Annotated in this window: 22 protein-coding genes, 6 tRNA genes and 1 pseudogene; 18 read left to right on the top strand and 11 right to left on the bottom strand. The window is 60.5% G+C overall.

Annotated elements, in window-relative coordinates:
• Positions 1 to 19 precede the first annotated feature (19 nt).
• From CAF87_RS02005 to CAF87_RS02030, 6 genes are all read left to right on the top strand, one after another.
• Positions 20 to 1,675 carry an AMP-binding protein gene (locus CAF87_RS02005; RefSeq protein ID WP_085730431.1) on the top strand — a complete coding sequence of 552 codons (1,656 nt, stop codon included), beginning with the start codon at positions 20 to 22 and terminating at the stop codon, positions 1,673 to 1,675.
• 31 nt (positions 1,676 to 1,706) lie between these two features.
• Positions 1,707 to 2,150 (top strand): hotdog fold thioesterase, encoded by a 444-nt coding sequence (locus CAF87_RS02010; RefSeq protein WP_007957810.1) that lies wholly within the window; start codon positions 1,707 to 1,709, stop codon positions 2,148 to 2,150.
• Between the two features lie 116 nt (positions 2,151 to 2,266).
• Complete coding sequence (locus CAF87_RS02015; RefSeq protein WP_085730432.1) at positions 2,267 to 3,073, top strand: alpha/beta fold hydrolase; 807 nt, start codon at positions 2,267 to 2,269, stop codon at positions 3,071 to 3,073.
• Positions 3,070 to 3,924 (top strand): alpha/beta hydrolase, encoded by an 855-nt coding sequence (locus CAF87_RS02020; RefSeq protein ID WP_085730433.1) that lies wholly within the window; start codon positions 3,070 to 3,072, stop codon positions 3,922 to 3,924. The genes CAF87_RS02015 and CAF87_RS02020 overlap by 4 nt, the downstream gene beginning before the upstream one ends.
• 127 nt (positions 3,925 to 4,051) lie before the next feature.
• Positions 4,052 to 4,858, top strand: coding sequence for a DUF4892 domain-containing protein (locus tag CAF87_RS02025; RefSeq protein ID WP_085730674.1), 807 nt, complete (start codon positions 4,052 to 4,054; stop codon positions 4,856 to 4,858).
• Between the two features lie 69 nt (positions 4,859 to 4,927).
• A complete protein-coding gene (locus CAF87_RS02030) occupies positions 4,928 to 5,980 on the top strand; it encodes an AI-2E family transporter (protein ID WP_085730434.1) in 1,053 nt (350 codons plus the stop codon).
• A gap of 253 nt (positions 5,981 to 6,233) precedes the next feature.
• On the opposite strand, the gene xopAW is transcribed toward CAF87_RS02030, so the two are convergent.
• From xopAW to CAF87_RS02045, 3 genes are all read right to left on the bottom strand, one after another.
• Complete coding sequence (gene xopAW, locus CAF87_RS02035; protein ID WP_085730435.1) at positions 6,234 to 7,103, bottom strand: XopAW family type III secretion system calcium-binding effector; 870 nt, start codon at positions 7,101 to 7,103, stop codon at positions 6,234 to 6,236.
• Between the two features lie 110 nt (positions 7,104 to 7,213).
• Positions 7,214 to 8,263, bottom strand: coding sequence for an ATP-binding protein (locus tag CAF87_RS02040; protein ID WP_085730436.1), 1,050 nt, complete (start codon positions 8,261 to 8,263; stop codon positions 7,214 to 7,216).
• The gene (locus CAF87_RS02045) at positions 8,263 to 9,024 is read right to left on the bottom strand and encodes a response regulator (protein ID WP_371850973.1); all 762 of its coding nucleotides are present in this window, start codon (positions 9,022 to 9,024) and stop codon (positions 8,263 to 8,265) included. The genes CAF87_RS02040 and CAF87_RS02045 overlap by 1 nt, the downstream gene beginning before the upstream one ends.
• A gap of 283 nt (positions 9,025 to 9,307) precedes the next feature.
• On the opposite strand from CAF87_RS02045, the gene pyrF reads away from it, so the two are divergent.
• Positions 9,308 to 10,006 carry an orotidine-5'-phosphate decarboxylase gene (pyrF, locus tag CAF87_RS02050; protein ID WP_065258867.1) on the top strand — a complete coding sequence of 233 codons (699 nt, stop codon included), beginning with the start codon at positions 9,308 to 9,310 and terminating at the stop codon, positions 10,004 to 10,006.
• A 53-nt stretch (positions 10,007 to 10,059) separates the two neighbouring features.
• On the opposite strand, the gene CAF87_RS02055 is transcribed toward pyrF, so the two are convergent.
• Positions 10,060 to 11,064: an NADP-dependent oxidoreductase gene (locus CAF87_RS02055; RefSeq protein WP_085730437.1), complete on the bottom strand. Its 1,005-nt coding sequence runs from the start codon at positions 11,062 to 11,064 to the stop codon at positions 10,060 to 10,062.
• A gap of 227 nt (positions 11,065 to 11,291) precedes the next feature.
• Between CAF87_RS02055 and CAF87_RS02060 the strand changes: the two genes are divergently transcribed.
• The 4 genes and pseudogenes from CAF87_RS02060 (at position 11,292) to CAF87_RS29660 (ending at position 15,719) form a co-directional block, all read left to right on the top strand.
• Complete coding sequence (locus CAF87_RS02060) at positions 11,292 to 12,053, top strand: SDR family oxidoreductase (protein ID WP_085730438.1); 762 nt, start codon at positions 11,292 to 11,294, stop codon at positions 12,051 to 12,053.
• A 195-nt stretch (positions 12,054 to 12,248) separates the two neighbouring features.
• On the top strand, positions 12,249 to 13,649 hold the full coding sequence (locus tag CAF87_RS02065; RefSeq protein ID WP_085730439.1) for a PLP-dependent aminotransferase family protein: 1,401 nt from the start codon (positions 12,249 to 12,251) through the stop codon (positions 13,647 to 13,649).
• A gap of 984 nt (positions 13,650 to 14,633) precedes the next feature.
• Positions 14,634 to 14,858, top strand: a pseudogene (locus CAF87_RS29655) (HAMP domain-containing protein); the annotation flags it as partial.
• Positions 14,856 to 15,719, top strand: a complete 864-nt coding sequence (locus CAF87_RS29660) for a methyl-accepting chemotaxis protein (protein WP_371857194.1) — start codon at positions 14,856 to 14,858, stop codon at positions 15,717 to 15,719. The pseudogene CAF87_RS29655 and the gene CAF87_RS29660, both read left to right, overlap by 3 nt.
• Positions 15,720 to 16,353: 634 nt before the next feature.
• Here CAF87_RS29660 and CAF87_RS02075 read toward each other — a convergent pair.
• Complete coding sequence (locus CAF87_RS02075) at positions 16,354 to 17,112, bottom strand: hypothetical protein (protein ID WP_065261849.1); 759 nt, start codon at positions 17,110 to 17,112, stop codon at positions 16,354 to 16,356.
• 387 nt (positions 17,113 to 17,499) lie between these two features.
• Between CAF87_RS02075 and CAF87_RS02080 the strand changes: the two genes are divergently transcribed.
• The 6 genes from CAF87_RS02080 to CAF87_RS02105 all read left to right on the top strand — a co-directional run bounded on the left by CAF87_RS02080 (position 17,500) and on the right by CAF87_RS02105 (position 18,124).
• Positions 17,500 to 17,575: transfer RNA gene (locus CAF87_RS02080), tRNA-Glu, on the top strand.
• 2 nt (positions 17,576 to 17,577) lie between these two features.
• Positions 17,578 to 17,653: transfer RNA gene (locus tag CAF87_RS02085), tRNA-Gly, on the top strand.
• Positions 17,654 to 17,757: 104 nt separating this feature from the next.
• A tRNA-Glu gene (locus tag CAF87_RS02090) sits at positions 17,758 to 17,833 on the top strand.
• A 3-nt stretch (positions 17,834 to 17,836) separates the two neighbouring features.
• Positions 17,837 to 17,912, top strand: a tRNA-Gly gene (locus tag CAF87_RS02095).
• A 58-nt stretch (positions 17,913 to 17,970) separates the two neighbouring features.
• Positions 17,971 to 18,046: transfer RNA gene (locus CAF87_RS02100), tRNA-Glu, on the top strand.
• Positions 18,047 to 18,048: 2 nt separating this feature from the next.
• Positions 18,049 to 18,124 (top strand) — tRNA-Gly (locus CAF87_RS02105).
• 125 nt (positions 18,125 to 18,249) lie between these two features.
• On the opposite strand, the gene CAF87_RS02110 is transcribed toward CAF87_RS02105, so the two are convergent.
• From CAF87_RS02110 to CAF87_RS02125, 4 genes are all read right to left on the bottom strand, one after another.
• Complete coding sequence (locus CAF87_RS02110; RefSeq protein ID WP_085730441.1) at positions 18,250 to 19,989, bottom strand: dipeptidase; 1,740 nt, start codon at positions 19,987 to 19,989, stop codon at positions 18,250 to 18,252.
• Between the two features lie 195 nt (positions 19,990 to 20,184).
• A complete protein-coding gene (locus tag CAF87_RS02115; RefSeq protein ID WP_085730442.1) occupies positions 20,185 to 20,823 on the bottom strand; it encodes a LysE family translocator in 639 nt (212 codons plus the stop codon).
• Position 20,824: 1 nt separating this feature from the next.
• Positions 20,825 to 21,595, bottom strand: a complete 771-nt coding sequence (locus CAF87_RS02120) for a 2OG-Fe(II) oxygenase (protein ID WP_085730443.1) — start codon at positions 21,593 to 21,595, stop codon at positions 20,825 to 20,827.
• Between the two features lie 90 nt (positions 21,596 to 21,685).
• Positions 21,686 to 22,312, bottom strand: coding sequence for a hypothetical protein (locus CAF87_RS02125; RefSeq protein ID WP_085730444.1), 627 nt, complete (start codon positions 22,310 to 22,312; stop codon positions 21,686 to 21,688).
• 90 nt (positions 22,313 to 22,402) lie between these two features.
• On the opposite strand from CAF87_RS02125, the gene CAF87_RS02130 reads away from it, so the two are divergent.
• The gene (locus CAF87_RS02130; RefSeq protein ID WP_085730445.1) at positions 22,403 to 23,398 is read left to right on the top strand and encodes a LysR family transcriptional regulator; all 996 of its coding nucleotides are present in this window, start codon (positions 22,403 to 22,405) and stop codon (positions 23,396 to 23,398) included.
• Positions 23,399 to 23,456: 58 nt separating this feature from the next.
• On the opposite strand, the gene CAF87_RS02135 is transcribed toward CAF87_RS02130, so the two are convergent.
• On the bottom strand, positions 23,457 to 23,864 hold the full coding sequence (locus tag CAF87_RS02135) for a PA2817 family protein (RefSeq protein ID WP_085730446.1): 408 nt from the start codon (positions 23,862 to 23,864) through the stop codon (positions 23,457 to 23,459).
• 74 nt (positions 23,865 to 23,938) lie between these two features.
• Entirely contained in the window at positions 23,939 to 26,386 is a 2,448-nt protein-coding gene (locus CAF87_RS02140) for an acyl-CoA dehydrogenase (RefSeq protein WP_085730447.1), read from the bottom strand.
• Positions 26,387 to 26,554 lie beyond the last annotated feature (168 nt).

The following is a 26,554-nucleotide window of genomic DNA, read 5'->3' on the forward strand; positions in this document are numbered from 1 at the left end:
AAAGAAAGGAGCGAGTCGCATGTCTGCTGCTTTTCGATTACCGCTGGACGTGTTCTACGAACGCGAGGCCCGGCACCCGCGCCAACGCTTTCTGGTGCAACCCGTCGGCGGTGGGCAGGTCGAGACGCTGACCTGGGCCGACGTCGGCCATCAGGCCCGCTGCGCCGCGCACTGGCTGCGCTCCCGGGAGTTGCCCCAGGGCAGCCACATCGCGCTGATCTCGAAAAACTGCGCCCACTGGATCATCGTCGACCTGGCGATCTGGATGGCCGGCCATGTTTCGGTGCCGCTCTATCCCAATCTCACAGCCGACTCGGTCAATCAGGTCCTCACTCATTCGGAAAGCGTGCTGGCGTTCATCGGCAAACTGGATGACTGGCCGGGGATGTCGGTCGGGGTGCCGGCGGATCTGCCAACCATCAGCCTGCCACTGCACCCACCGGGCGAGTTCGATTTCAACTGGGGCGACCTGCAACGTTATTCACCGATCCAGGACGACCCGCGACCTGCCGCCGAGCAACTGGCGACCATCATTTACACTTCCGGCACCACTGGCCTGCCCAAAGGCGTGATGCACAGTTTTGCCAACCTCGGATTCGCAACGACTCGCGGCACGCAATTGTTCGGCCTCAATGAAAACGATCGGCTGCTGTCCTATCTGCCGCTGTGTCATGTGGCCGAACGGATGTTCGTCGAGCTGGCGTCGATCTATACCGGGCAAACCGTTTTCTTTGCCGAGAGTCTCGATACTTTTCTCGACGATCTGAGACGGGCGCGGCCGACGGCGATGTTTGGCGTGCCGAGGATCTGGACCAAATTCCAGATGGGCGTCTACAGCAAGATCCCGGCGAAACGCCTGGATTTTCTCCTCGGTCTGCCCTTTATAGGCAAACGGATCGGCCACAAGGTGCTGGCCGGGTTAGGGCTGGATGCCCTGCGCGTGGCGCTGTCCGGTGCGGCGCCGGTGCCGCTGACCTTGTTGCGCTGGTATCAGAAACTCGGGCTCGACGTGCTGGAGGTCTACGGCATGACCGAGAGCTGCGGCTATTCGCACATCTGCCTGCCGGGGCAATACAAGGAGGGCTGGATCGGCCGGCCGTGTCCTGACGTCGAGGTGCGAATCGACGAGTCCGGCGAAGTGCAGGTGCGTAGCCAGGCCAACATGCTGGGCTATTTCAAGGAACCGCAGAAAACCGCCGAGACCCTGACCGTCGACGGCTTCCTGCGCACCGGCGACAAGGGCGAACAGGACGCCGAGGGTCGCTTGCGCCTGACCGGGCGACTCAAGGAAATCTTCAAGACCAGTAAAGGCAAGTACGTCGCTCCGGCACCGATTGAAAACCGCCTCGCCGTGCATGCCCGGATCGAGCAGGTCTGCGTGGTCGGCGATGGTCTGAGCGCACCGCTGGGCCTGTGTGTGATCTCGGCAGCCGGGCATGAAGACGCACGACCGCAACTGCATTCGAGCCTGGAAAAGCTGCTGGAGGAGGTCAACGCGGTCCTCGACAAGCATGAACGGCTGCGCCGTCTGGTGGTGGTCAAGGACAGTTGGGCGGTGGAGAACGGCTTCCTGACGCCGACCCTGAAGATCAAGCGCAATGTCATCGAAGACACCTACGGCGCGCGCTTCGAAGAATGGAGCGAGCGCAGCGAGGCGGTGCTGTGGCAGGATTGAGCGACGATCAAAACAACAAAGGAAGCCTGCGATGACCTTATGGCGCACCACCCCCAACATCGAGCAGTTGAACGCCATCCAGAAAAACACCATCGGCGAAGTGCTGGATATCCGTTTCGAGTCCTTCGACGAAGAGTCTCTGACCGCCAGCATGGTGATCGACCACCGCACCCACCAGCCTTACGGCCTGTTGCACGGCGGCGCCTCGGTGGTGCTGGCCGAGACCGTCGGCTCGATGGCCAGCTATCTGTGCATTGATGCCAGCAAGTTTTATTGCGTGGGTCTGGAGATCAACGCCAACCATCTGCGCGGCCTGCGCAGCGGACGGGTGACGGCGGTGGCCAAACCGATCCACATCGGTCGCACGACCCACGTCTGGGACATCCGCCTGACCAGCGATGAAGGCAAGGCCAGTTGCGTGTCGCGGTTGACCATGGCCGTGGTGCCGCTGGGCGAGCAACCGCCTGCGCGCTGACCGATCCGTCATAGCCCTGACCGGACTGTCATCATTCCTGGCAGTTACGGTCATTGCTGTGAAGCGTGGTCTTACGGACAATCAACGCCACGTTTACCGCCCATGGATTTACCCGTATGTCGCAACCGATCTTCTTCGCCCACGCCAACGGTTTCCCTTCCGGCACCTACGGCAAGCTGTTCTCGGCGCTGGCGCCCGAGTTCCGGGTGACGCATCTGGAGCAGCATGCCCACGATCCGCGTTTCCCGGCGGGTGACAACTGGTACCACCTGGTGGACGAGCTGATCCATCACCTGCAACAGCAGGACGAGCCGGTATGGGGCGTTGGCCATTCCTTCGGCGGAATGCTGCACCTGCACGCTGCGCTACGTTGCCCAGAACTGTATCGCGGGGTGGTGATGCTCGATTCTCCGGTGCTGACGCGCACCGACCGATGGGTGATCCGTGCCGCCAAGCGTTTTGGCTTCATCGATAAGCTCACCCCGGCCGGTCGCACCTTGGGACGACGAGAAGAATTCGCCGACCTCGACAGTGCCCGCAGCTACTTTGCCGGCAAGACGCTGTTCCGAAGCTTCGATCCTGAGTGCTTCGACGCCTACCTGCAACACGGCTTGCAAAAGGTCGGCGACAAGCTGCGCCTGCGCTTCGATCCTGCCACCGAGATCAGCATCTATCGCGGTGTGCCGCACACCAGCCCCGGACGAGCCCGACAGCTTCAGGTGCCTCTGGCGGTGGTGCGCGGGCACAAGAGTCGCGTGGTGATGAACCATCACACCCGGTTCGTCGGGCGTCTGCCTCAGGGCGAGTCGCTGACCGTGCCTGGCGGTCACATGTTTCCCCTTGAGCGGCCGCAGGATACTGCGCAGTTGCTGAAGAACCTGTTCTCTCGCTGGGAAAATCGCCAGCACAAGGATTGCGCATGAGCCCGTCGGTCGAAGAAGTGCGCCTGAGCCTGCCGCATATCGAACTGGCAGCGCACATTTTCGGCCCGGAAGACGGGTTGCCGGTGATTGCCCTGCATGGCTGGCTGGATAATGCCAACAGCTTCGCTCGCCTGGCGCCGAAGCTTAAAGGCTTGCGCATTGTTGCGCTGGACATGGCCGGTCATGGTCACTCAGGGCATCGCCCGGTCGGCGCAGGTTACGCGCTGTGGGACTACGCCCATGACGTGCTGCAAGTCGCCGAACAACTGGGCTGGCAGCGCTTCGGTCTGCTCGGGCATTCGCTGGGGGCAATTGTTTCGCTGGTGCTGGCGGGGTCGTTGCCGGAGCGCATCACCCATCTGGCATTGATCGACGGGGTGATTCCTCCTACAGATAAAGGCGAAAACGCCGCCGAACGCATGGGCATGGCCCTTCAGGCACAGCTTGATTTGCGTGAAAAACGCAAACCGGTCTACGCCTCCCTCGACCGGGCCATCGAAGTGCGCATGAAAGGCCTGGTGGCGGTCAGTCGTGAGGCCGCCGAACTGCTGGCGCAACGCGGCCTGATGCCGGTGCCCGGCGGTTACACCTGGCGCACCGACAACCGTCTGACCCTGCCATCGCCACTGCGTCTGACTCAGGAGCAGGCGATGGCTTTCATCCAGCGCATTGCCTGTCCTGCACAATTGGTGGTGGCGGCCGATGGCATGCTGGCCAAACATCCCGAGCTGCTGGAGCGTCTACCCTTTAGCCGGGAACAGCTGCCGGGCGGGCACCATCTGCATTTGAATGACGAGTCGGGTGCGGTTCTTGTCGCAGACTGTTTCAATCGGTTCTTCGCCATTCCTTGACTTGCCCCGGGCAACTGTCGAGGCTGGGCGGGTTGAAATGGGAGACAACCACAATGGATTTCTACACCGCTGCGAACCCGAATAGCCAGAAAGGCGCCCCGGCCATGCCGATCCGATGAGCCTGTCCATGCGATCTTTCAGTCTGCTGGCGCTGTGCTGTTTCAGTCCCGTGTTGCTCGCTGCCGACCTGCCGGGCAGTCAGGATCTGCCGATCGTGCCGCGTCTGGCCGATGCGCAGATCGTTGACTATCGCCCGGCCGTGACGCTGGAGCGGATTTACCCGATGGGCTCGATCCGCAAGATCAGTGGCCAGTTGCGTTTCGACGGTCAGGTCGGTGCCCGGGGGCAGACCACCTCGGTCACCTACGAATTGCCGCCCGAACATTCCGCCAACGAAGCCTTCACCGTCGCCCGCGAGGCCCTGCAAAAACAGGACGCCGAGCTGTTGTTCTGGTGTCAGGCCAGGGATTGTGGCGAAAGCAGCCTGTGGGCCAACGAAGTGTTCGGCAATGCCAAGCTGTACGGCGCCGACGAGCAGCAGGCCTATCTGTTGCTGAGACTTGCGGCACCTCGCGACAACACGCTGGTGGCGCTGTACAGCATCACTCGCGGCAATCGCAAAGCCTATCTGCATGTCGAGCAGTTCGAGGCCGCCACGCCGTTGGGGGAGCTGCTGCCGACGTCCGCGACCCTGTTGCGTCAGTTGAAAGACACCGGTGAGCTGAAGTTGCCGAAACTGGCTGGCGATCCCGACGACACCTGGCTGCGTCTGCTGTCCCGTGGCCTGAACCTCGACACTACGTTGCGGGTGACGGTCTCCGGACCCAAGGCCGAGGCCTGGCGTCAGGCGCTGATCGCGCAGGGTGTGCGCGCGGCACGGATGGAAACCGGCAATGTCGAAGGTGCCGGCCTGCGCATCGATCTGTTGCGATAAGGTGTCTCTGGCGGACACGCGCGGCGTGTTCGCCTACTCTTTGCCTGACTGACTTTTTCGAGATTTCACATGCCCAATAATGATCGTCTGCTGGTGCAGATCCTGTTGCTGGTGTTGTTCGGCGCCAGTTTCTGGGTGATGGCGCCATTCTGGTCGGCGCTGTTCTGGGGCGCGGTGCTGGCATTCGCCAGTTGGCCATTGATGCGTCTGCTGACGCGCTGGCTCGGCGGTCGCGAGTCTCTGGCAGCAGGTATCCTGACCTTGGGCTGGATGCTGCTGGTGGCGGCACCGCTGGTATGGCTGGGTTTCAATCTGGCCGATCATGTGCGCGATGCCACGGTGTTCATCAAGGATGTGCAGGTCGACGGGCTGCCGGAAGCACCGGCATGGCTCGGCACGATTCCGTTGGTGGGAGAACGGCTGGTCGGTTTCTGGAACAGTGTCGATCAGCAGGGGGCGGCGCTGATGGTGTCGCTCAAGCCTTATCTGGGGCAGGTGGGCAACTGGCTGCTGGCGCGCAGTGCGCAGATTGGCGGCGGGATTCTCGAGCTGACCCTGAGCATTGTCTTCGTGTTCTTTTTCTACCGTGACGGGCCGCGGCTGGCGGCGTTCGTGCACAGCCTGCTGGAGCGCTTGATCGGCGACCGTGCCGGGTATTACATCGAACTGGTGGCCGGTACGGTGCAGCGGGTGGTGAACGGGGTGATCGGTACGGCGGCGGCGCAGGCGATCCTGGCGCTGATCGGGTTCCTGATTGCCGGGGTGCCGGGGGCTTTGGTGCTGGGGATCGTGACGTTCCTGCTCAGTCTGATTCCGATGGGGCCGCCGCTGGTTTGGATTCCGGCCACGGCCTGGCTGGCCTGGAAGGGCGAGTACGGGATGGCGGTGTTTCTCGGGATCTGGGGGACGTTCATCATCAGTGGCGTGGACAACGTGCTCAAGCCGTATCTGATCAGCCGTGGCGGGAATCTGCCGTTGGTGATTGTGTTGCTCGGGGTGTTTGGCGGGTTGATTGCGTTCGGGTTTATCGGGTTGTTTATCGGGCCTACGCTTTTGGCGGTGGCTTATAGTTTGTTGACGGATTGGAGCAAGAGTCAGGGGCGGGTTGAGGATCGGCGTTGACGGTGGGGCTTGGCGGCCTTGGGGCCGGCCAGGCTCTGGGTTAATTGTGTACATATCCGTTTCTTCGGTAACGGCGGCTTATGGTTTCGCCCTTACGGCGACTCACTTTTTTACAAGCGCCTGAAAAAGTAAGCAAAAAACGCTCGCCCCGGCGTTCGGCCCTCGCAGGCTCGGGTTCCTTCGCTCCGAAGGGGCGGGTGGATCAAGAACAAAAGCGTTGTCGAGCTAACGCTCATCCTGTTTTTGGATTACCTCACGTCGCCACATTCAAATACTTGCCCACCGACGCCGTACTACCCAGTGAATACTGCTTGCTCAAATTGGCAATCATCCGGTTCAACGCTTCGGTCGTGGTTTGAGAGGTACTGGCAGTCTGTTCATCGCTCGGACGCTGGCGTCCCGCCTGTAACGCGGCCTTCAATTCATCACTGCTCACGCCACCACTGCTGTCGCTATCCAGCACTTTGAGCAGCACCGCGCTGGTGTCGCTGTTGGAGGACGAGGTGCTGTCGCTGGCCTGCAGCGCACTGCTCAGTTCGGTCGCCGTCACATTGCTGTCGCCGTCCGCATCGAGCTGACTGAACAGTTCGTCACCGGAAACCCGAGGTGGTGGCGGTGGCGGGGTGAGGCTGGCAGTGAGTTCGTCCTGGCTGACGACGCCGTCCTTGTTCTTGTCCAGGGCGGAGAAAATTTTGCTGCTGTCGGCGGTGCTGCCGGCGCTGGTCAGGCCGCTGCTCAGTTCGTCGCCGCTGATGGCGCCGTCACCATCGGTGTCCAGGGCTTTGATCAGGGCGTCGGCCAGGTCAGTGTTGGGGGCTTGTACGTGGTCGGGTGGCGGCGGTGGCGCCATGGCGGCCATTTCTTCGGCGCTGAGGCTGCCGCTGCTGTCGCTGTCCAGATCGCCGAATTGTTTGCTCAGGTTGACCAGCAAACCGTCACTGGATTTTTGCGACAGGGCGCTGTTCAGTTCGTCCTGATCCACCGCGCCGTCACCGTTGCTGTCGAGTTTGGCGAACAGTTCCTTTTGCAGTTGCTGGCTGCGGGTGTTTTGCGTCGTGGTGCTGGTGCTGGTGCTGGTGCTGGTGCTGGTGTAGCTCGTGTAGTTGCTCACGCTACCGATCATCAGGCTCTCTCCTTGGGCTGGAAAACCGGTTTGTGTACCGGTTTACGCAGCGTCAAGGCGGGAGGTGTCGTGGGTATATGGATTTTGTACCGGGCGGTACACAGTCGGCTTCAGTGGCGGGGCAAGCGAATCACGGCAGTGAGGCCGCCGCCTGGGGTTTCTTCGAGGTTCAACTGTCCGCCCTGGCGTTGCGCGGCTTCCCGGGCGATGGTCATGCCCAGGCCGACGCCGCCGGAGTTGCGGTTGCGTGAGCCTTCCAGACGAAAGAACGGTTCGAAAACGGCTTCGCGTTTGTCGACGGCGATGCCCGGGCCGTGGTCGATGACGCGGATCAGCAGTTGTTCGCGCTGATCCTGCAGTTCGATGCGTGCCTGCCCGGCGTAGCGCAAGGCGTTGTCCATCAGGTTGTTGATGCAGGAACGCAAAGCCATCGGCTGCACCTGCAAGGGCGCGCAGTGGCCGCTGACCTGCACGTCGGCGCCCTGGTCCTGGGCGTTCTCGCACAGGGACTCGACCAACGCCTGCACGTCCATCAGTTGCAGCGCTTCGCTGGTGCGTTGTTCGTGCAGGTAGGTGAGGGTGGCGTCGAGCATGCCGATCATGTCGTCCAGGTCCTGACGCATCTGGCCCTGCAGTTTGTCATCGTCGATCTTTTCCAGGCGCAGTTTCAACCGCGACAGCGGTGTGCGCAGGTCGTGGGAGACGGCGCCTAGCATGCGCGCGCGTTGCTGCACCTGTTCGCGAATTCGCTGCTGCATCAGGTTGAAAGTGTGCGCCGCCTGGCGGGCTTCGCGCGGGCCGGACTCGTCCAGCGGCGGGCTGTCGAGGTTTTCACTGAGGCGTTCGGCAGCATCGCTCAGGCGCTGGATCGGCCGGCTCAGCAGTTTGGCGCCGTACCACGCCGCGATCATCAATGAGATGAACTGAAAGGTCAGCGGCACCAGCGGTCCGCCAAACCATGGGCGCGGGGGACGACGTGCGAAGCGCGGATCTGGCGGCGGCCGTTGGCCGTCCATTCCTTCAGAAAACTCGGGTGGTGGAGGCGGTGGTGGCGGGCCGTAATGGTGGAACCAAGCGAAAGCCAACAGGTGCGCCAGGACGATCGCCACGAACAGCACACCAAACAGGCGGCCGAACAGCGTGTCGAAGCGCAACCGCATCAGCCGATGTCCCGTGCGTCGAACAAATAACCCTCACCGCGTACGGTTTTGATCAGCTGTGGGGCTTTCGGGTCGTCGCCGAGTTTTTGCCGCAGGCGCGAGACCAGCAGGTCGATACTGCGATCGAATGCTTCAATTGAGCGACCACGGGCGGCGTCCAGCAACTGTTCGCGGCTGAGCACCCGGCGCGGACGTTCGATGAACACCCAGAGCAGGCGGAATTCGGCGTTGGACAGCGGCACCACCAGGCCGTCGTCGGCGATCAACTGACGCAGGACGCTGTTCAGGCGCCAGTTGTCGAAGCGAATGTTCGCACGCTGTTCGGTGCGGTCGTCGCGCACCCGACGCAGAATCGTCTGGATTCGCGCCACCAGTTCCCGAGGTTCGAACGGTTTGGCCATGTAGTCATCGGCACCCAGTTCCAGGCCGATGATCCGGTCGGTGGGTTCGCAACGTGCGGTGAGCATCAGGATCGGGATGTCGGATTCGGCGCGCAGCCAGCGGCACAGCGACAGGCCGTCTTCGCCGGGCAGCATCAGGTCGAGTACCACCACGTCGAAATGTTCGGCCTGCATCGCCTGGCGCATGGCCGCTCCGTCGGTGACGCCGCTGGCGTGAATGTTGAAACGGGCCAGGTAGTCGATCATCAGTTCGCGGATCGGCACGTCATCGTCGACGATCAGTGCCCGGATGCTCCAGCGCTTGTCGTCTTTCTGCTCTTCATTCACGGAGACTAGGGAGTTGTGCATGAGGCTGTTCATCTGCCAGTAAGCCGCCAACCACAAAGATAGGCTGCGAGGTTGTGGTTTCAGCATAGGCGTCCGGCCGTGAGGCGGGAAGGGCTGCTGTAAGGACATGTTGCGGCTGGCGAGGCTAGCGCGGGCGCATGTTGTCGGCGTGTCGGTTGTGTATCGGCTTCGACACAATACCCTGCAAGGCTATGCTGATCACGTCCGGCGCGACGATTTACCGATCATCGGGTGCCGCGCCGCCGCCGGTTCCGCTACAATGCGCGCCGATTTCGACTTGCCTGAGAGCCCATCCATGTCCGCCTGCCAGACTCCTATCATCGTCGCCCTGGATTTCCCCACCCGTGACGCCGCACTGAAGCTGGCCGACCAGTTGGACCCGAAACTGTGCCGGGTCAAAGTGGGCAAGGAACTGTTCACCAGCTGTGCCTCGGAAATCGTCGGCACCCTGCGTGACAAGGGTTTTGAAGTGTTCCTCGACCTGAAATTTCACGATATTCCCAACACCACTGCGATGGCGGTCAAGGCTGCCGCCGAGATGGGCGTGTGGATGGTCAACGTTCACTGCTCCGGTGGCCTGCGCATGATGGCGGCCTGCCGTGAAGAACTGGACAAACGCAGCGGCCCGCAGCCGTTGCTGATCGGTGTGACCGTGCTGACCAGCATGGAGCGTGAGGATCTGGCGGGTATCGGTCTGGACATCGAGCCGCAGGAGCAAGTGTTGCGGCTGGCGGCGCTGGCCGAGAAGGCCGGGATGGACGGTCTGGTGTGCTCGGCGCTGGAAGCCACTGCGCTGAAAACCGCGCATCCGTCGCTGCAACTGGTGACCCCGGGGATTCGTCCGGCGGGCAGCGCCCAGGACGATCAGCGTCGCATCCTGACCCCGCGTCAGGCGCTGGATGCCGGTTCCGACTATCTCGTGATCGGCCGTCCGATCAGCCAGGCGGCAGATCCGGCCAAGGCACTGGCCTCGGTGGTTGCCGAACTGGCCTGAGCGAACTGCTGAAGCATCAAATAAGGGAGCCCGATGGCTCCCTTATTTGTTTTTCAGACCTTCAACACCAGTTTGCCGAAGTTCTCGCCGCTGAACAGTTTGCCCAGTGTCTCAGGGAAGGTTTCCAGGCCTTCGACGATGTCTTCCTTGCTCTTGAGCTGACCCTTGGCCATCCAGCCGGCCATTTCCTGGGCGGCGCTCGCGTACTGTGCGGCGTAATCCATCACCACGAAGCCTTCCATCCGCGCGCGGTTGACCAGCAGCGACAGGTAGTTGGCCGGGCCTTTGACCGCTTCCTTGTTGTTGTACTGGCTGATCGCGCCGCAGATCACCACGCGTGCCTTGAAGTTCAGACGACTCAACACCGCGTCGAGGATGTCGCCGCCGACGTTGTCGAAATACACGTCTACGCCTTTCGGGCATTCACGTTTAAGGCCTGCCAGTACGTCTTCGCTCTTGTAGTCGATGGCGCCGTCGAAACCCAGTTCATCGATCAGGAACTTGCACTTGTCAGCGCCGCCAGCGATGCCTATGACCCGGCAGCCTTTGATCTTGGCAATCTGCCCGGCGATGCTGCCGACCGCGCCCGCTGCGCCGGACAGCACCACGGTGTCGCCGGCTTTCGGTGCGCCGACATCGAGCAGGGCGAAGTAGGCGGTCATGCCGGTCATGCCCAGTGCGGACAGATAAACCGGCAGCGGTGCCAGTTTCGGATCGACCTTGTAGAAACCTCTTGGCTCGCCGAGGAAATAATCCTGCACGCCAATGGCACCGTTGACGTAGTCCCCGACGGCAAACCCCGGATTGTTTGACGCGACGACTTTGCCTACGCCCAATGCGCGCATGACTTCGCCCAGACCCACCGGCGGAATGTAGGACTTGCCTTCGTTCATCCAGCCGCGCATGGCCGGATCGAGGGACAGGTATTCGTTCTTGACCAGAATCTGCCCCGCCGCCGGCTCGCCGACCGGTACTTCCTGATAGGTGAAGGTCTCACGGGTGGCGGCGCCCACTGGGCGTTTGGCGAGCAGGAACTGGCGATTGGTCTGGTTGGTCATGACAGGCACTCGAATTGAATGAAGCCTTGTTGATAGACCTTCAGGGGCGATGCCGCAAGGTTGGCTCACGGGGCGAATGCAGGCTGATCCAGTACGGTGATAGTCCCCGGCGGGGTTTCATCACTGCGATTCATGAAAGCCTAACCGGCCTTTTGATAGTGCTGACGTCACTCAGGCCCCTGTGGCTATGCTGCTCATCAATCCCCCCCGCATTTGAGGACATAACAATGAGCATGACGTTTTCCGGTCAGGTTGCCGTCGTCACGGGCGCCGCCAATGGTATTGGCCGCGCGACCGCCCAGGCGTTCGCCGCTGAAGGTCTGAAAGTGGTGGTGGCCGATCTGGATGCTGCCGGGGGCGAGGGGACGGTGGGGCTGATTCGTACCGCCGGCGGCGAAGCGACCTTCGTGCGATGCAACGTTACCGTCGAAAGCGAAGTGAAAAATCTGATGGACGAGGTGATCAAGACCTACGGCCGTCTCGACTATGCCTTCAACAACGCCGGCATCGAAATCGAGAAAGGCAAACTGGCCGAAGGCTCGATGGATGAGTTCGACGCGATCATGGGCGTCAACGTCAAAGGTGTCTGGCTGTGCATGAAGTACCAGTTGCCGTTGCTGCTGGCCCAGGGCGGCGGGGCGATCGTCAACACCGCGTCGGTGGCCGGATTGGGCGCCGCGCCGAAGATGAGCATCTACGCCGCCTCCAAGCATGCGGTGATCGGTCTGACCAAGTCTGCCGCCATCGAGTACGCCAAGAAGAAAATCCGCGTCAACGCGGTTTGCCCGGCGGTGATCGATACCGACATGTTCCGTCGCGCCTATGAGGCAGACCCGAAGAAAGGCGAATTTGCCAACGCCATGCACCCGTTGGGTCGTATCGGCAAGGTCGAGGAGATTGCCAGCGCCGTACTTTACCTGTGCAGCGATGGTGCAGCGTTCACCACCGGCCATTCACTGGCTGTGGACGGTGGCGTGACCGCGTTCTGAAAAAGCATCTGCTGTTGCAGGAAAAAGACCCGCCTGCCAGCGGGTTTTTTTTCGCCTGCGCTCGGTTCCATGTCATTGATAAACAATGTGTTTCAAATAGTTAGAACGATGGCTTTTGACGGCGTTGTCGCACAGCCTGACCGGCGCGGCTGTGATTTACTGCTGCGGGCAAAACGGACAGGAGTTTGGGTACTCATGGAATTGAGAATTGACCGACAGGCAATGGTGCCGGTTGTACAGCAGATTGTTGATGGATTGATCGAATGGGTCGTGCAGGGAGAGGTGCCACCATCCACGCGCCTGCCTTCCGTGCGAGAAATCGCGCGGTTGAACCTGCTCAGCCAGTCGAGCGTCATGGAAGCTTGCGAGCGTCTGGTGGCACAGGGCGTGCTGGCCTCGCGGCAAGGGGCCGGGTTCATGGTCGCGGCCACATTGCCGAAGTGTTGCAAGGCCCTCGACAGCCCGGCTTTCGAAGGCGAGCGCCACGGCTGTGATACGGATCCGCAACGGCGCGGCGGGTTGAAACTGGGCGACGGCGTTCTGCCGGAGAGTTGGCGAGAACCCGATGATCTCAGCTACGCGATCCGTCAGGTGGCCCGCACCGACATGGCCAGCCTGTTCAACTACAACACGCCTCTAGGGCTCCCCGCGCTGCGCGAGCAAATCGTCAAACGACTCAGGCTGCTCGATATCGTCGCCGATGAGGACGGTGTGTTGACCACGGCCGGTGCCAGCCATGGGCTGGACCTGATCGTGCGTACGCTGTTTCGGGCCGGTGATTGTGTGGTGGTGGAAACGCCGGGATATGCGCCGCTGTTCGATCTCTTGCGGCTGCATGGCGTGCGTATGCTGGAGGTTCGCCGTACCCCAGGCGGACCGGACCTTGAGGCGCTCGAGGCACTGCTGCGGCAATTTCGGCCGGCGGCGCTGTTTATCAACAGCCACCACCACAACCCTACGGGTAGCTGTCTGGCGCCGGCAGTCGCTCGACGCATTCTGGAATTGAGCAAAACCTACGATTTGCAACTGATCGAAGATGACGTCTACGCCGACATGCATAACGGCAGCGGCACGCGCCTGGCGGCACTGGATGAAGACGGGCGGGTGATTTACATCGGCAGTTTTTCCAAGACGCTGAGCAGCTCGTTACGGGCAGGTTTCGTGATGGCCAGTCCCGAGGTGATCGAGCAACTGGCGCGGGTCAAGATGATCAGTTGCATGGGCACTTCAAGGTTCAGTGAGGCGGTTCTTGCGGCACTGCTGGCCAGCGGTGCGTATCGCAAACTGGTGCAGCGCCAGCGCCAGCGGCTCAATACCGATCGTGCGGCGGCCTTGCAGGCGCTGGAAGATGCCGATTGGGAGGTGTTTGGCAAGCCGACGGGCGGGCTGTTCATCTGGGCGCGTTCGCCGCTGTCGGACGAGGGACGCTTGCGTAGACAAGCCTTGCGCCATGGCGTGCAACTGTCCTGTGCGACGTCGTTCAGTCCCAGCGGGGAAACGAGTGACTGGCAGCGCATCAATGTGGCTTACGCCTGCGATCCGCGGGCGCGACAGTTTTTTCGCAGTACGGCTGTGGATCGACCTCAAGTGTTCTGAAAACGACGCGCGCGTAGCTTTTTGCCATTATTCCGACGCCAGAGACTTGTGCTGGTTCATGGCCGTTGCGACTCTTCGGCAACAGACTTTGGCAGGGGACTACGCGCAATGATTTCGGCCGTGCAAGGACGTTTTGCCAACCTCGGTATGGCGAAAAAACTGGGTATCGGGTTTGTGCTGGTCCTGCTGTTGACCGCGCTGGTGGCGGCCATCGGCGTCTGGTCCCTGCAGACCATCAGTCAGCGCTTCGACGGGCTCAAGCAGATGTCCTCGCTCAACAGCGGCTTGCTGAAAGTGCGTCTGCTGGAACAGGACTACGCCTTGCACGGCAACTCGAAAACCGCTGATGCCTTGCACGAGGGCGTGGAGGGCCTGATCGCCATGGCCGATCAGCTCAAGGCTCAATCGCCGGGCAATGAGTCGGTCATGAACGATGTCCAGCAGTCCCTTGGTGCTTACCGCAAGGCGTTCGATGAGTTCGTGTCGCTGACCCAGGCCAAGGATCTGGCGCTGGAAATGGCCAGTTGGTCGGTGTCCAGCGTTGCCAACAACCTCGACGTCCTGCAGGCCGGGCTTGCCGATGACGGCGCATACACGCTGAAAGACAGCGAGGGCAAGGATGGGGCGCAGTTCATCGAACAGGCCAGTCAGGTCAGCCAGGTCTCGCGCTTGATGCTGCAAGCCATGAACGAAGCGCGGGTGCGGCTGGATCAGAGCCGCAAGGGTGACGACAGCGCCAAAGGCAACATCGAACAGGCCGCGCAGGCTCAGGCGCAAGCCGAACAACTGAAATCCACGGTCAAGGACGAAGGTTATCTGACGGTTCTCAATGAGGTCTCAGGCCACATCGCCGGTTTCAATGACAAGCTCGCCGAGTACACCGGGCTTCTGGCTCAGGAAAAAACCGTCTACGAGCAACTGCATCAGCGAGCCGCACAAGTGGTGGAACGGGTCGATCAGGCCTATGTCGCCCAGGACGTCGCGATGCAGGGGGAGCTGAAGAAGAACTCGGTGCTGATCATCGGCTCGTCAGCGTTGGCGCTGTTGGTTGGGCTGGTTGCGGCGTGGGTGATCACCCGGTTGATCGTCGCCCCGTTGCGCAGCGTGATGCAGGTTGCTCAGCGGATTGCTGCCGGTGACTTGAGCGCAACAGTGGAGGTGACCCGTCATGACGAGATCGGTCAATTGATGCAATCCATGCGGCAGATGGGCGCGGGCCTCAGCACCATCGTCAGCGGATTGCAGGCGGGCATTGAACAGTTGGCCAGTTCCGCGCAATCGCTGTCGGCGGTGACCGAGCAGACCAACCTTGAAGTCAGCAGCCAGAAAGAGGAAACCGAGCAGGTTGCCACGGCCATGAACCAGATGACCGCCACCGTTCATGACGTGGCGCGCAATGCCGAAGAAGCCGCGCTCGCAGCGCAGACTGCCGACGACAAGGTCGAGAGTGGCCAGCAGGTGGTGCGCCAGAGCATGGCGCGGATCGAGCAACTGGCGGATTCGGCGACGTCGGCCAGTTCGAGCATCGAAAGCCTGAGCGCAGAAATCCAGAACATCGGCACGGTACTCGAAGTGATCAAGAGTGTTGCCGAGCAGACTAATTTGCTGGCGCTCAACGCCGCGATCGAAGCCGCGCGGGCGGGCGAGCAGGGCAGGGGCTTTGCGGTGGTTGCCGACGAGGTGCGAGCGCTGGCCCGGCGCACGCAGCAGTCGACCGAGGAGATCGAACGACTGGTTAGCGCCTTGCGTTCGGCGGCGCATTCGTCGGTGCAGCAGATTCAGAGCAGTGGCGAGCTGGTGAAGCTGGCGGTGAGTGATGCGTTGCAGACCGAAAGTGCGCTGGGGAGTATCGCGGCGGCGGTTTCGTTGATTCAGCAGATGAATCAGCAGATTGCGGCAGCGGCCGAGGAGCAGAGTTCGGTGGCTGAGGAGATCAATCGCAGTGTGACCAGTATTCGGGCGAGTGCAGATCAGTCTTCGATTGCGATGCGCGGGAATGCGGCTTCGAGTGTTGAGCTGGCGCAGTTGGGGAGTGAGTTGCGGGGGATGGTGGGGCACTTTCGGCTTTGACCTTGGCGGCCTTGGGGCCGACCAGGTTTTGGGGTGGTTTGGGTGAATATCCGTTTTTTTGGGTGTTGCGGCTGGCGGTTTCGCCCTTACGGCGAGTCCCTTTTGGCAAACGCCCCAAAAGGAACCAAAAGGTCTAGGCCCCGGCGTTCGGCACCTCGCTGAGGCTCGGTGTTCCTTCGTTCCGGGATTCATCCGGGGGCATCGCCTCCGGTTTGCTTCGCTGCACCTCCTCTCGATGTGTTTGGCTTCGCCAAACGGCGCTACGCGCCCACCCCCGGATAAATCCCTCCACTCAGCCTTCCGATGGGGCCGGTACGTCAAAAGCGGTACTCGAGCTAACGCTCATCGTGTTGAGTGGTGTAGAGCCAAAGCCTAAGCCAGGGCAGAAGGGCAGAGGAAGCAGAAGAAGCAGAAGAAGCAGAAGAAGCAGAAGAAGGTGCAGCAGCAGGAGTCGAGTTGCACGCGTTTTAAAACCCGAGTTCAACTCGGTATTTCACGTCGGCGTACCTCTCCCAAACAACTCGGTCAGTCCCCTCTCCCTTAGGGAGAGGGTTAGGGTGAGGGGGGCTTGTGATCTTCTGCTTTGAAGCCAATAAAAAAGCCACCTCTCGGTGGCTTCTCTCTCTGACTACACTCAGTCGTAAATCACTTTCTTTTTCCAGTCCGCATCTGCCTCGACATCCTTGAGGCCGGCAGTCAGCTGGTTTTCTTCGCCTTCGACCGGAGCGATCTTGTCCATGACCTGGGCGTTGGCGCGGGCCAGGAGTTTTTCCAGGTATTGGAGTTGTTCGGCGTAGATCTGCGGGTCCTGCTGTTTGCGCAGGTATTGCACGCCGCGTTCAAACGCGAGACGGGCCTGGCCTGGCTGGTTTTGTTGCAGGGCGTGCTGGCCGAGGTTGTTGAAGAACTCGATGTGCAGCAACACCAGAATATGGCGTACTTCGCGAATCCAGTGCTTGGCTTCGTTCGGTGGCAGGAAACCGTCCTGGGCGGCGCGGGTGATCTGGCCGTGGAGGGCTTCGAGGAGGAAGCGGACGTCTTTGGCCTTGGCTTCGGTCTGTATCGGGGCTGGCGGATTGTTGACCGGGATCGATTCGCCCTGGGCGACGAGGGCGCTCAGTTCGGTGATGCGGGCCTTGGTGGTGGCACTGGTTTTTTCCAGATTCAGCAGACGCTGGCAGACGTTCAGTTCCAGGCGGGTCATCAGCAGCTTGAGGGCAGGGGTCATGAACTGGCCGGGGAAGGTTTCGGTCAGTTCGCCGCAACGGCGCAGGCGGTCGTTGAGTTCGACCTTGGTGCGGGCCTTCTCCAGTTTGGTGTTTTCCACCACATGGTTCATGTAGCCAATGGCGATCAAGATTGCGATCCCGGCTATGACTAGCAGGGTGATCATGAGTGGTGTCACCGGTAAGACCTCTTTATAGGGTTCGCGTGCGAGTGTAGTAGCTCGGCATATAGGAGCCTAGCGCCGCTCGACGGGTTGGATCAGCGAAGCTTCATCTGTATCGGCCGCAAGCCTGCTTATATAAATGCTGGCCCTTGGGGTACAGATTGCCATCACCTGTGCCGTGGACTATAGCGCCTTGGCGAGTGTCGGAATATAGGCGTCAATCGTCGGGCGACGGAAAAGTCCGAATCGGCGCGTAAAGCAGGGCGAAGTCATTGATTTAAATAAATTTATATCAGGGGGTTGACGACCTTCCAATCCATCCATAGAATGCGCGCCACTTGCAGCGTAAAGCACACAGCGAAACGCGGCAGGGAGTGAATGTTGTAGTGTGTCCCCTTCGTCTAGTGGCCTAGGACACCGCCCTTTCACGGCGGTAACAGGGGTTCGAGTCCCCTAGGGGACGCCAATGCGGGAATAGCTCAGTTGGTAGAGCACGACCTTGCCAAGGTCGGGGTCGCGAGTTCGAGTCTCGTTTCCCGCTCCAATTTTAAACGGCAGTGCCTTCGGGCGGTGCTGAGTGAAACCAGAACCAAGTCTTCGGATGCGGATCTGGGCACCGAAACACACACCATGTGTTCCGGGTAGCGTGTCCCCTTCGTCTAGTGGCCTAGGACACCGCCCTTTCACGGCGGTAACAGGGGTTCGAGTCCCCTAGGGGACGCCATTTGCGGGAATAGCTCAGTTGGTAGAGCACGACCTTGCCAAGGTCGGGGTCGCGAGTTCGAGTCTCGTTTCCCGCTCCAAATTCAAGAAGCGCCGCTCCGCAATGAGCGGCGTTTTTATTAGTGAAAGTTGTAGCCTGTCCCCTTCGTCTAGTGGCCTAGGACACCGCCCTTTCACGGCGGTAACAGGGGTTCGAGTCCCCTAGGGGACGCCATTGCGGGAATAGCTCAGTTGGTAGAGCACGACCTTGCCAAGGTCGGGGTCGCGAGTTCGAGTCTCGTTTCCCGCTCCATATTCAACAAAAACGCCGCTCAGTGATGAGCGGCGTTTTTGTTTGTGCGTTATTTGTCGCGCAACAAAAAAGGACCTCACGGTCCTTTTTTGTTGGCCCGCCAAGGTGGTGGGCCAGTGTCGCGATCAGAGCTTCGGCAGTTGCCCGATGCGGCCCATCATTTCAGTAACGATCTGCAGGTCCAGCAGGAACTGGTCAACGGTCTTGAACTCGCCGTCTGTGTGACCGGTGTATTTGACCTCAGGTCGGGCCAGACCGAATTGCACACCGTTGGGCAGCTCATGCACCGAGGTGGCGCCGGCAGAGGTGCCGAACTCGTGTTTCATGCCCAGGTTTTCGGTGGACACGGCCAGTAGCGCCTTGACCCATTCGCCTTCAGGGTTGCGGTACATCGGCTCGGCGATCGAGTAATCGAAGTTGACCGCGACGTGGGTTTTCTTGCTCCAGGCCGCCAGTTTGTCGGCGATTTCGGTTTTGAGCACTTGCGGCGACTTGCCCTTCGGCACACGCAGGTTGATCGCGAGTTTGAAGGTTTTGTCATCCATCCCGACATAGGTCAGCGAGGTGGTCAGCGGGCCCATGAAGTCATCGGCGAAACCGACGCCCAGCTTGCCACCCTTGTAGTCCAGGCCCCAGTTGTCGGCGGCGTAACGGGCGGCATCGGTGATGTGGTTGTGTTTGAGCGCGATCTTGCCATCCACACTGTGGATGAAGTCCAGCATGCGGGCGACCGGGTTGACGCCGGACTCAGGCTCTGAAGAGTGCGCGGAAACGCCGGTAACGCTGAGTTTCACGTCCTTGCCATCGACCTTGGCATTCACTTCGAAGTCGCCGCCATGTTGTTTGGCGTATTCGTTACCGGCCTTTTGCAGACTGGCGGCCAGCTCGGCAGGCTTGTCTGTCACCAGAGTGACGAGCGAAACCGATGGAATCTGGTTGGTCGCCATGCCGCCGGTCATCGAGATCAGTTCCGCACCTTTGCCCTCGGCCTTGCGCTTGGCAAATTTGGCCATGACCGTGCCGTAGCCTTTCTCGGCGATCACCACCGGGTAGCCGCCATCCAGCGCCAGGTTGTACTCCGGCGTCGGGTTGCGCTCGAAGTAGTAAGGAATCGCGTCGCCAGTGGTTTCTTCGGTGGTGTCCACCAGTAGTTTGAAATTGCGGGCCAGCGGCAGCTTTTCTTCCTTGATCACCTTCATGGCATACAGCGTCACCACGATCCCGTTCTTGTCGTCCTCGGTGCCACGGCCATACATGCGGTCGCCGATCAATGTGACCTTGAATGGGTCGAGTTTGGTACCGTCCTTCAGCACCCAGTTTTCCGGTGTCACTGGCACCACGTCGGCGTGCGCGTGAATGCCCACGACTTCCTTGCCGCTGCCATCGAGAGAAATTTCGTAGACACGATTGTCGACGTTTCGGTAGTTCAAACCAAAGGACTCGGCCAGGTCCTTGATCTTGGCGGCGATCTTGATGAATTCAGGATTCTCGTGCTGGGCGACACCCTCTTTGCGATCAGTCGGGATCTCGACCAGTTCGCGCAGGGTTTCGAGAGCGGCCTTGCCGTATTTCGCCCGGGTGTAGAGGCCCAGCAGGCGATAGATCTCGTTTTGCTGTTCAGCGGTCAGTGTCTTGTTGTCGAGAAACGCACTGATGGACGGGCGCAGGTCGTCGGTCTTGCTCAGGTCGCTCTTGGCCACTTCGCCGAGGAACTGACGGAAATCACTGACCTTTGCATCGCTGAATGTCTTGAGGATGGTCGCGCTTTGCTGCGGTGTGATGTTGGCGTGGGCGGGCAGTGTCACGGACGAAAGGCTGGCCAGAATCAGGGTTGATGCGGCCAGTTGCTTGAGTGAAAAGTCCATTGCTAAGGGCATTCCTTTGCAGGCAGTGAGTAGGAAGTGTCTGATCGATGCGTCAGACGGTTTCGCAAACTAACACCACAAGCAAGCGATAGGGGAGCCCCCGAAGTGGGACGCGTCGCACAGAAATGCAAAAGCGGCGCAGAATCGAAAAAGCCCGTCCAATCTGTCTGGGCCGGGCTTCTCCTATCCGCATGCTTACATCGACAGCACCAGTCGCCCGGCAAACAGGATCAAAATCACCCCCATGCTGCGCTCGAACCAGTGCCCCATGCGCATGAACAGCAGCCGCACTTTGCTGCTTGAAAAGAACAGCGCAACGATCACGAACCACAATGCATTGACTCCGCACATCCACAGTCCGTACAGGGCCTGGATTTCCAGCGGCGTGCTGGCGCTGATGATCGTGGTGAAGATCGCCAGGAAAAACAGCGTTGCCTTGGGATTGGTGGCGTTGGTCAGGAAACCGGTGGTAAACGCCTTGAACAGCGATTGTTCGACCAGTGGCTCGTCGCTGGTCTTTTCACCTTCCAGCGTTGTCTTGGGTTTGCTGCGGATCAGGCTGATGCCCAGGTAAAAGATGTAGGCGCCGCCCACGACCTTGGCCACTGTCAGTAGCCAGGGCGTGGTGTGCATCAAGGCACCGACGCCCAGCAGGGTGTACAGCACGTGTACGGAAATCCCCGCGCCGATGCCCAGTGCCGTGCAGATGCCGACCAGTCGACCGAATCGCACACTCTGGCGGATGGTCACGGCAAAGTCCGGGCCGGGAGCAACCACGGCCAGAAAGTGGATGGTGGCCAGCGCCAGAAACTCGCCCAGGTAATTCGATGTCATTTCAGCTCCAGAAAGTCAGGGGTGAAGCGTTGCCGCGATAGCCGACAAAAAACGAAAGGCTCAAGCGCGGATCGGCCACACCCGGCGTTACCGAGTGCATACGACGCGAATTGAACATGATGAAATCCCCCGGTTCCGGGCGTACTTCGAGGGCTGGCGGGCCGAGCAGCGCCGGATCGATGCCGTAGCTGTCGCCGCGCATCTCGTCGAACCGGTCCGGTGAAATGTCGTCTTCCCACATCTGCAACGCGCCACCCTCGGTCGGCATGTTCAGATAGACGTTGCAGGCGAATTGCGCCTCCAGGCTGTGAGCCTGGAAACTCTCCGGCGCGTCCTTGGCGAAGATGTCGTGGTGGGCCAGGAAGCAGACGCCGGGTTTGACCACCCGTGACAGACCGACATACATCTTGCGACCGTAGAGGTTTTCCAGATGGGCACCAGCCGGCCAGGATTCGTCGAGCATGCAGCGCAGGGTGTCGACCGGCGACGAGTAGGGTGCGCAGCGGTTGCGCAGTTCGGCGATGTTGCTGGTGGCGCGTTCGAAGTAATCCTCGATCAGCAACGGCTGGTTTTCCGCCTCATAGAACGCCATGCCGATTCGGCCAATGCTGGGCGCGTTGATATAGCCCTCGAAGCCGGGCTCGAGGATCTTGTCGCCAATCCGGATCGCCTGGTCTTCAGGCAAAAAGCCTTTGACGCGGATGGCGAGGACTTCTTCGTTGGCCAGTTTTTTTATGCACGTCTCATCGAGACGCTCGACGTCAAGCATCATGGTTTCAGGTCCATCTAACGAGTAGTCAACGGAACCGGCGAGCGCGGTTCCCCCGGCGTCGGACGCTGCATCTGGCAGCGCCCGAAATCCTCAATCCACGCTGTAGTGGACGGACAACGTGCCTTTCTTCTGCGAAAGGGACGCGATCGTGACTGTGCCCAGATCCTTCAGGCTGCGTACATGGGTGCCACCGCAACCGTAGGCTGGCAGTTCACCGAAGCCGATTTCCCGCGCGCCTTCGCGCAGGGACGTCAGGCGGGGCAGATCGTGTTCGATCCATTGCCCGATGCCGTATTGAACGGTATGCGCATCGACTTCCTGCGCCGATTCCCCTGGCTTGAATTGCACCCGACCTTCGTCCGGCCAGTGGTGTGCCTTGATCGGCATCCAGCCCATGGCCTGGACAAAGTGACCAATCAAATGCCCGGCAGAGTGCATGCGGGTATTGAAGCGGCGACGTTCTTCATCGACGCGAATCTGGGTCATGCCCAGTGGTACCGGCTGGCTGACGTAGTGAACAATTCGGTCTGGATCCTGTACGACGCGCAGAACCTGGCTATCGCCGATCCAACCAGTGTCGCAGGGCTGGCCGCCGCCCTGAGGATGAAAAAGCGTGGCTCGCAACACAACAGCGAATTCGTTCTCGTGGGGCGTGCAGTCGAGGACTTCCACATTGGCCTTGAGGTCATCACTATGGAAAAAGAGGCGAAGCGTCATATTCCATGCCCTTATTAAAGTTTCTTTTTTAATTATATGAATCGTGCAATAACGTGATAATCCGTTCAAACATCAAAGGACTGTTGCGCTGTGAGCATAAATCTTCCTCTGCCGTTGCTCGGTGAAATGGCGATTTTCGTCAAGGTCGTGGAGACCGGCAGCTTTTCCGAGGCCGCTCGTCAATTGGGTTCGTCGCCCTCGGCGGTCAGCCGCAGTATTTCCCGGCTGGAAAAGGCATTGGCCACGCGGCTGCTGCAACGCACCACGCGCAAATTGCGCTTGAGTGATGGCGGTGAAGAGGTATTCAAGCGCTGCCAGGAGATGGTCAGCGCCGCAAGGTCAGTGATGGAGATCAGCGGCCAGTTCACCCACGAAGTCGAAGGACTGGTGCGGGTCAGTGTGCCGAAAGCGGTCGGACGCTTCGTGATTCATCCGCATATGCCGGAATTTCTACGCCGTTATCCGAAGGTCGATGTGGAGTTGCTGCTGGAAGACCGCCAGGTGGATCTGATCGACGATCATGTCGACCTGGCGATTCGCATCACAGAGCGGCCGCCGGCGGGGTTGGTTGGACGGCAGTTGTTGACAATCGACCATTTGCTCTGCGCGACGCCGCAGTATCTGGCCGAACATGGCGCACCGACTCATCCCCATGACTTGCTCAATCACAGCTGCATCTACCTGGGCGAAACCCCGAGCGATGCGCGCTGGAAATTCAAGAAGGGCAGTAAGGCAGTGACGGTCGGCGTGCGTGGCCGGTATGCCGCCAATCACACCGGCGTGCGTCTGGGTGCTGTGTTGCAGCACATCGGAATCGGCAGCCTGCCGTATTTCACGGCTCGCTATGCCCTGGAACAGGGGCTGGTCGTGCAGGTTCTGCCGGACTGGACATTCCTGGCGTCCTACCATGGCGGATTGTGGTTGCTGCATTCACCAACGCGCTACCTGCCACCGAAGCTGCGGGTGTTCATCGACTATCTGGTGGAGTGCCTGGAGAAAGAGCCGACATTGAGCAGGCCCGGAAAACCCACCGGTTCAAAAGCCTTGGCCGAGTACGAATTGCCCGAGAGTGAAGGGCTGCTTTAACCGCATGAAAAAGGCCCGCATGGATCACCATGCGGGCCTTTTCTTTACCGGGCGAAAATCAGTGCTTGCTGTCCTGGGCGGACATCGCCAGCAGCTGTTTTTCCTGATTCCAGTCGAACGGCTCGTCGTTCTGTTCGGCTTCGTAACGGCGTTCTTCCAGCGCCTGATACATGTCGATTTCTTCATCGGACAGGTAGTGCAGGCAATCGCCTGCGAAGAACCACAGCAGATCCCGCGGGATCAGGTGGGCAATTTGCGGATAGCGGGTAATCACTTGAGTCAGGATGTCCTGGCCCAGGTATTGGCTTTCGATCGGCTCGATCGGCAGTGACGCCAGCAGTTCGTCGAAACGCTCCAGGAACAGGGCATGGCTTTCTTCGGGAACCTGATCGGCCTCACCTACGGCGACCAGGATACTGCGCAGGTGGTCGAGCAAAACCAGATGATTGGCAACGACGTTGGACACGAGATAAGTCCTCAAGAGCAAAACGGGCGCGGGAGTATAAAGCCCCTGCGCCCGTTTTTCACTGATTGAAGGGATCAGCGGACTTTCCCTTCCGCCGGTTTCAGTTCCTCTTTGTCGAAGTCATCGACATCGATCACCTTACGCCGCGCCGCTTCGGCATTACGCAGGGTCTGGGCTTCCACCGCCTGCAACACCCCGGCTTCAAGTGCTGCATCGATGACGTGTTCGCCGGCGACCGGTTTGACCTGGCCGCTCTTGAGCGATGAATGCAGCTTTTTGTGCAACGGTTGCGCAGCGTTCAACTGATCGCAGGCGTGTTGCAGTGCACCGACCGCATCGTCCGCCGATTGCGGGCGATAGCAGCCGGCGAGCAGTTCTTCCAGCGCCGGATCGCCCTTGGCCCGACCGATGACGCCAGCCACTTCGGCACCGAGTCTGTCCGACGGGCCTTTGTGACGACGACCGAACGGGAACACGATCACCCGCAACAGGCAGCCGAAAACCCGGTTCGGGAAGTTGGTCAGCAGTTCATCCAGGGCCTTTTCCGACTGGCCGAGGCTTTCTTCCATGGCCCATCTGAACAGCGGCTCCATGTACGCCGGGGAATCGAGGTCGTGATAACGCTTGAGCGCCGCCGAGGCGAGATACAGGTTGCTCAGCACATCGCCCAGACGGGCCGACAGCCGCTCGCGTCGTTTCAGTTCTCCGCCCAGGAGCATCATGCTCAGGTCGGCGAGCATGGCAAACGCGGCAGCCTGACGGTTGAGCGCGCGGAAATAACCCTGGCTGAGCTTGTCTCCCGGCGCGTGTTCGAAGTGGCCGAAACCAAGGTTCAGCACCAGCGTGCTGGCGGCGTTGCTCACGGCAAATCCGATGTGCTTGAGCAGCAGGCCATCGAACTCCTTGAGTGCCTGATCCTTGTCCTCGCGACCGGCGAGAGCCATTTCCTTGAGCACGAACGGATGGCAGCGGATCGCGCCCTGGCCGAAGATCATCAGGTTGCGCGAAAGAATGTTCGCGCCTTCCACGGTGATGAAGATCGGCGCACCGTTCCAGCTGCGGCCCAGATAGTTGTTCGGGCCCATGATGATCGCCTTGCCGCCATGCACATCCATGGCGTGGCTGATGCACTCGCGGCCGCGTTCGGTGAGGTGGTACTTGAGGATCGCCGACAGCACCGAGGGCTTCTCGCCCAGATCCACAGCGTTGGCGGTCAGCATCCGGGCGGCGTCCATCATCCACGCGTTGCCGCCGATGCGTGCCATGGCTTCCTGAATGCCTTCGAACGCCGACAGCGGAACATTGAACTGCTCACGGATCTGCGCGTATTGCCCGGTCACCAGACTGGTGAACTTGGCCGCACCGGTACCTACCGCCGGCAGCGAGATAGAACGCCCGACCGACAGGCAATTCATCAGCATCATCCAGCCCTTGCCGAGCATGTCCTGGCCGCCGATGAGGAAGTCCAGCGGGATGAACACGTCCTTGCCGGAGTTGGGGCCGTTCATGAACGCTGCACCCAGCGGCAGGTGGCGACGGCCGATTTCCACGCCGGGGGTGTCGGTCGGGATCAGCGCCAGGCTGATGCCCAGGTCTTCTTTATCGCCGAGCAGGTGATCCGGGTCATAGGCCTTGAAGGCGAGACCGAGCAAGGTCGCGACGGGACCGAGGGTGATGTAGCGTTTTTCCCAGTTCAGGCGCAGGCCGAGGGTTTCCTGGCCTTCCCATTCACCCTTGCAGATGATCCCGGTGTCGGGCATGGCGCCGGCGTCGGAACCAGCGAGCGGGCCGGTCAACGCGAAGCATGGAATATCGTCACCCCGGGCCAGTCGTGGCAAGTAATGATTGCGCTGTTCGTCGGTGCCGTAGTGCAGCAGCAGTTCGGCCGGGCCAAGGGAGTTGGGCACCATCACGGTGGAGGCGAGGTCGCCGCTGCGGGTCGCCAGTTTCATCGCCACCTGGGAGTGAGCGTAGGCGGAGAAACCCTTGCCGCCGAACTCCTTGGGAATGATCAGGGCGAAGAAACCGTGTTCCTTGATGTGCGTCCAGGCTTCTGGCGGCAGGTCCATCGACTGGCCGATCTGCCAGTCGGTGACCATGGCGCAGAGCTCTTCGGTCGGGCCGTCGATGAACGCTTGTTCTTCGTCGCTCAGTTGCGCTTTTGGATAGGACAGCAGCTTGTCCCAGTCCGGGCGCCCGCTGAACAGTTCGCCGTCCCACCACACCGTGCCGGCATCGATCGCGTCGCGTTCGGTCTGCGACATCGGTGGCAGGGTTTTCTGGAACCAACTGAACAGTGGCGCGGTGAAGTGTTTGCGGCGCAGGTCAGGCAACAGCAGCGGGGTGGCCACCAGGGCCAGCATGACCCAGAAAATCAGCAGCAGCCAGCCCGGCGCGTGGCTGAAAATCCCCATCGCCAACAGGTAAGCGGCAATGATGCCCAGTGCAGGCAGCGGGGTGATGCGCCGGTGGGCCAGATACGCCACGCCGACGATCAGAACCAGTATCCACAACAACAGCATATTTAATCCTCCGTGAACCAGGGCGAACCGACCCTCCAGAGCTTAGACGGCATCTGCAAAACGGGGCGGTCAGAGCAAGGTGATTGAAATCGTGGGAAACCCCGGATGTCTTTTGTAGGTTCGGTGGGCAACACGCGTGGGAAATCGTTCGCAGCTTCCGCGTCTTTG

The organism is Pseudomonas sp. R38(2017) (genome assembly GCF_002112395.1).
In the GTDB taxonomy this organism is placed as follows: Bacteria; Pseudomonadota; Gammaproteobacteria; order Pseudomonadales; family Pseudomonadaceae; genus Aquipseudomonas.

Excerpts from the sequence above, each read along its gene's own strand:
- CAF87_RS02005 (WP_085730431.1), top strand. The coding sequence starts at position 20 with ATGTCTGCTGCTTTTCGATTACCGCTGGACGTGTTCTACGAACGCGAG.
- CAF87_RS02010 (WP_007957810.1), top strand. The coding sequence starts at position 1,707 with ATGACCTTATGGCGCACCACCCCCAACATCGAGCAGTTGAACGCCATC.
- CAF87_RS02015 (WP_085730432.1), top strand. The coding sequence starts at position 2,267 with ATGTCGCAACCGATCTTCTTCGCCCACGCCAACGGTTTCCCTTCCGGC.
- CAF87_RS02020 (WP_085730433.1), top strand. The coding sequence starts at position 3,070 with ATGAGCCCGTCGGTCGAAGAAGTGCGCCTGAGCCTGCCGCATATCGAA.
- CAF87_RS02025 (WP_085730674.1), top strand. The coding sequence starts at position 4,052 with ATGCGATCTTTCAGTCTGCTGGCGCTGTGCTGTTTCAGTCCCGTGTTG.
- CAF87_RS02030 (WP_085730434.1), top strand. The coding sequence starts at position 4,928 with ATGCCCAATAATGATCGTCTGCTGGTGCAGATCCTGTTGCTGGTGTTG.
- xopAW (WP_085730435.1), bottom strand. The coding sequence starts at position 7,103 with ATGATCGGTAGCGTGAGCAACTACACGAGCTACACCAGCACCAGCACC.
- CAF87_RS02040 (WP_085730436.1), bottom strand. The coding sequence starts at position 8,263 with ATGCGGTTGCGCTTCGACACGCTGTTCGGCCGCCTGTTTGGTGTGCTG.
- CAF87_RS02045 (WP_371850973.1), bottom strand. The coding sequence starts at position 9,024 with ATGAACAGCCTCATGCACAACTCCCTAGTCTCCGTGAATGAAGAGCAG.
- pyrF (WP_065258867.1), top strand. The coding sequence starts at position 9,308 with ATGTCCGCCTGCCAGACTCCTATCATCGTCGCCCTGGATTTCCCCACC.
- CAF87_RS02055 (WP_085730437.1), bottom strand. The coding sequence starts at position 11,064 with ATGACCAACCAGACCAATCGCCAGTTCCTGCTCGCCAAACGCCCAGTG.
- CAF87_RS02060 (WP_085730438.1), top strand. The coding sequence starts at position 11,292 with ATGAGCATGACGTTTTCCGGTCAGGTTGCCGTCGTCACGGGCGCCGCC.
- CAF87_RS02065 (WP_085730439.1), top strand. The coding sequence starts at position 12,249 with ATGGAATTGAGAATTGACCGACAGGCAATGGTGCCGGTTGTACAGCAG.
- CAF87_RS29660 (WP_371857194.1), top strand. The coding sequence starts at position 14,856 with ATGGGCGCGGGCCTCAGCACCATCGTCAGCGGATTGCAGGCGGGCATT.
- CAF87_RS02075 (WP_065261849.1), bottom strand. The coding sequence starts at position 17,112 with ATGATCACCCTGCTAGTCATAGCCGGGATCGCAATCTTGATCGCCATT.
- CAF87_RS02110 (WP_085730441.1), bottom strand. The coding sequence starts at position 19,989 with ATGGACTTTTCACTCAAGCAACTGGCCGCATCAACCCTGATTCTGGCC.
- CAF87_RS02115 (WP_085730442.1), bottom strand. The coding sequence starts at position 20,823 with ATGACATCGAATTACCTGGGCGAGTTTCTGGCGCTGGCCACCATCCAC.
- CAF87_RS02120 (WP_085730443.1), bottom strand. The coding sequence starts at position 21,595 with ATGATGCTTGACGTCGAGCGTCTCGATGAGACGTGCATAAAAAAACTG.
- CAF87_RS02125 (WP_085730444.1), bottom strand. The coding sequence starts at position 22,312 with ATGACGCTTCGCCTCTTTTTCCATAGTGATGACCTCAAGGCCAATGTG.
- CAF87_RS02140 (WP_085730447.1), bottom strand. The coding sequence starts at position 26,386 with ATGCTGTTGTTGTGGATACTGGTTCTGATCGTCGGCGTGGCGTATCTG.